4 protein-coding genes are annotated in these 3,531 nt (G+C 65.7%); all 4 read left to right on the top strand.

Annotated elements, in window-relative coordinates:
- Positions 1 to 1,048 (top strand): phosphotransferase (locus O2807_13605; protein MDA1001538.1); only part of this gene is annotated, 1,048 nt, incomplete at its 5' end.
- Entirely contained in the window at positions 1,045 to 1,632 is a 588-nt protein-coding gene (locus tag O2807_13600; GenBank protein ID MDA1001537.1) for a GNAT family protein, read from the top strand. The genes O2807_13605 and O2807_13600, both read left to right, overlap by 4 nt.
- 82 nt (positions 1,633 to 1,714) lie before the next feature.
- On the top strand, positions 1,715 to 2,776 hold the full coding sequence (locus O2807_13595) for a GNAT family N-acetyltransferase (GenBank protein ID MDA1001536.1): 1,062 nt from the start codon (positions 1,715 to 1,717) through the stop codon (positions 2,774 to 2,776).
- On the top strand, positions 2,773 to 3,531 hold a 759-nt coding region (locus O2807_13590; protein MDA1001535.1), incomplete at its 3' end, for a glycosyltransferase. The genes O2807_13595 and O2807_13590, both read left to right, overlap by 4 nt.

Here is a 3,531-nt window from a genome sequence, read left to right as displayed (position 1 = left end):
GCTCGTGAGCCTCTCCGAGGCGGGGGTGCCTCCCACGTCCCATCCCCTAGCGGCGCTGGATGCCCTTCGAGAGCTGGCCAAAGCGCACCTCGACGCGAAGGTCGCACAAGAGACTCCTCTGGCCGGGGACGCATCGGACCGCCGCTACCTCCGCCTTCATCATCCCGAGGCCTCTCCCGCGGCCTCGGTGGGCATGATCCTCACCTCGCCCTGGGAGGGGGGCCAGCTCCCCTTCCTTCAGATGGGGGCGCTTCTTGCGAAGATCGGCATTCCGGTCCCCAGGGTGTACGGGACAAATCCCGCGGCGGGGGTGATCCTCATCGAGGACGCCGGCGACAAGATGCTGGAGGATGTCTGGAACGAAGGGGGATGGGAGGCCGCCCGGGCGCCCTACCAGGAGGCGGTAGACCTTCTCCTCGCCCTGCAAGAAAGAGCGCCGCGCGTGGAAGCGGCCTTCGTCCCCGAAACCTTCGCCCGGGAGCTTCACCACACCCGGCGCTATGCGTTCGAGGCGCTCCTGAAGATGGACGCGCCGGAGAACACCTTTGCGGACCCCTTCGACGCGCTCGCCGCCGAGGTGTGCCGCCTTCCCTTCCGCCTCACCCACCGGGACTACCACAGCCGCAACCTCATGGTGCGGGAGGGAAAGCTGATCGTCCTCGACTTCCAGGACGCCCGCATGGGCCCGATCACCTACGATCTGGCCTCCCTGGTGTTCGACAGCTATGTCTCCTTGCCGGAAAACGCCCGGGAAGAGCTTATCGGTCGCTACCGGGAGGGAAGCGATGCGGCGCGCGCGCTCGGCGGAAGCGAAGCTTTCGCGCACGCCCTGGCTCTCACCGCCCTTCAGCGGAACCTGAAAGCCATCGGGACCTTCGCCTTCCAGTGGGCAGAGCGGGGCACCTCGCGGTATCTTTCACACATACCACCGACGGCCGGGCACATCCGCGGCCACCTGGAGAAGCTCCCCCGCTGGCGCCGTTTCGCGGACCAGCTTGCGCCCTACCTCGACGTGCTGGCTCAAATTCACGAGGAGAACTTTCGTTGAGCACACTGTCTTCGCTTTTCTTCCAGAAAGTCGAACTCTATCTCTACGATTTCATGTATCCGGGTGATATCCCCCCCTGCGAAGCCAGAATCGAGACCGAACACCTCATCTTGGACAAGGACACCCCCGACCGGGATCTCATCGCGGCCGTGCAGGGGGAGCGCCTGACCAACATGCGGTTCGACCGCGGGGAGAAGTGCTTCATCGCCCTGCACAAGGGCTGCACCGTCAGCTACATCTGGGGGGCGCGAAGGGCCGTGGGCGTCGAGGAGATCGGCCTCTCCGTTCAGCCCGCCGCCTCGGAAATCTATCTCTACGACGCCTACACGCTCGGGCCCTGGCGGGGAAAGAGCCTCTACCCCGCCGTCCTGCGGCGGGCGCTCGAGTACGGGCGCGACCTCGGGCTCGTGCGGTCCACCATCTTCGTCGAAGCCGGGAACACGGCGTCACGAAGAGGGGTCGCCAAGGCGGGTTTTTCCCACTTTCAGACCCTATTTCACCGCAGATGGTTCGGGTTTCCCTTCCGCGATCTTCCCCCACCCGCGAGCGGCCATCCGCCCGCCGTCTTCATCCGGCCCCGGTAGCGGCCCGCGCGTTGACGGCGGAAGATTCCGTCCATACTATCTAAAACCTTTTGGGGCGGCTCTCCGCCGCCAGAGGAGCGATATGCCGGCACCCTGTTCCACATCCCCCGGACCGTCCTCCCCGCCGCATCCGGCGGCCGAGGTGGAGGTGCACGAGACGCCGGAGGGCTTCTCCCGGCTGGCGCCCGAGTGGCGCGCCCTGCTGGAAGCCTCTCCCTACGCCCATCCCTTCTACGACCCGGCCTGGCATGAATGCTGGTGGAAGCATCTCGGCTCGGGCCGGCTGTATCTGTGCGCCCTGCGCCGGCCCGGGGGGGCGCTGATGGCGATTGCTCCCATGATGGTGCGCGATGACGGCGTCCTCCGGTTCACGGGCGGGCTGGATCTTACGGATTACCTCGACATCATCGCGGGAAGCGAGGCGGACTGCGATCTCGCCTGGAGCGCCCTTCTGGCGCATTTCGAGGGGCCCGAAGGGCCGGTTTGGCAAAAAATCGTCCTCCACAGCGTTCCCGAAAACTCGCCCACGCGGAAATGGTTCGCCAGCGAGGCGGGGCCCGCCGCCGGCCGCTCCCGCATCGTCCAGGAAGAAGTCTGCCCGGTCATCGCCCTTCCCGACTCCTGGGACGGCTACACCGGGATCCTCTCGAGCCGCGATGAGCGCGAACTCCGCCGGAAAATCCGGAAGGCCCACATGCAGGCCGGGCTCGAATTCTCCCACACCCTCAACGAACAGCAGCTCGGGCAGGACATGGAGGATTTCATTCGGCTCCACGCGCTGAGCCAGCCCGACAAGGCCGACTTCTGGAACGAATCGCGCGGCGCGTTCTTCCGGGAGATGGCCACTAAAATGCTCCGCCTCGGTTGGCTCGATTTGAGCCTCATGCGGGTGGACGGCTATGCGGTCTCCGCCAACTTCGCTTTCGATTTCCGCGACCGGATTTATCTCTACAATTCGGGGTTTGACCCCGAAGAGCGCGAATTGAGCGCGGGTGTCGTCCTTCTCGCCCACAATATCGAGGAAGCCATCCAGGCCGGGCGCACCTCTTTCGATTTTCTCAGCGGAGATGAGGCGTACAAGTATCAGTTCGGCGCGAAGGATGACCCCATCTACCGCATCGAGATGGAACGGTCCGCGAAATGACGCTCTCCCCCCCGCTCCACATCGCCCAGATTTCGATGCACACCGATCCCCTGGACGATCTGGGCGGCGATGTCACCGGAGGGATGAACGTCTACATCCGCGAACTGGCGCGGGCGCTGCCCGCCCATGGGGTGCGGGCGGATGTGTTCACCCGGCTGGAGAGCGACGGCGCTCCCCGCGTCGTCCCGATCGCTCCCGGCGCGCGCCTCATCCGTATACCGGCGGGAGAGCCCCGGCCGCTGGACAAAAACGACCTCCTTCCCATCGTTGAAGAATTCACGGCGGGCATCATGGCGTTCTCGGCGCAGGAGCGCGCGCACTATGACCTCCTCTCGGCTCACTACTGGCTTTCGGGCCTGGCGGGAGCGAAAATTGCGCGGGAGTGGAGCATCCCCCTCTTCCTTCGCTTTCACACCCTCGCCGCCCTGAAGGACCGTGTGCTCCGCCTCGATCAAAAAGAACCCGAAGCGCGCCGCGAGGCCGAGGCCCGGCTGGCACGGCAGAGCGACGCCCTGCTCGTCTCCTCGCTGGATGAGGCCGAGCTTCTCACCCGCGAATTCGGGGCTAGCCCCGAGCGGGTTCATTTCGTCCCCTGCGGGGTGGACACCGGGCGCTTCTCCCCGCTGCCCCGGGAGAGCGCCCGCGCGCAGCTGGGCTTGGACGCGGAGACCCCGCTTATTCTGAGCGTCGGCCGCGTGGACCCCATTAAGGGGCTCGATCGGCTGGTGGACGCCCTGCGTCTGATGAAAAAAGAA

It is taken from the genome of bacterium (assembly GCA_027622355.1).
Classification (GTDB): domain Bacteria; phylum UBA8248; class UBA8248; order UBA8248; family UBA8248; genus JAQBZT01.
Note: the sequence above shows the minus strand (reverse complement) of the source record. Positions and strands in the feature narration are given on the sequence as shown.

Coding starts and splice junctions, on each gene's coding strand:
- O2807_13595 (MDA1001536.1), top strand. CDS start 1,715: ATGCCGGCACCCTGTTCCACATCCCCCGGACCGTCCTCCCCGCCGCAT.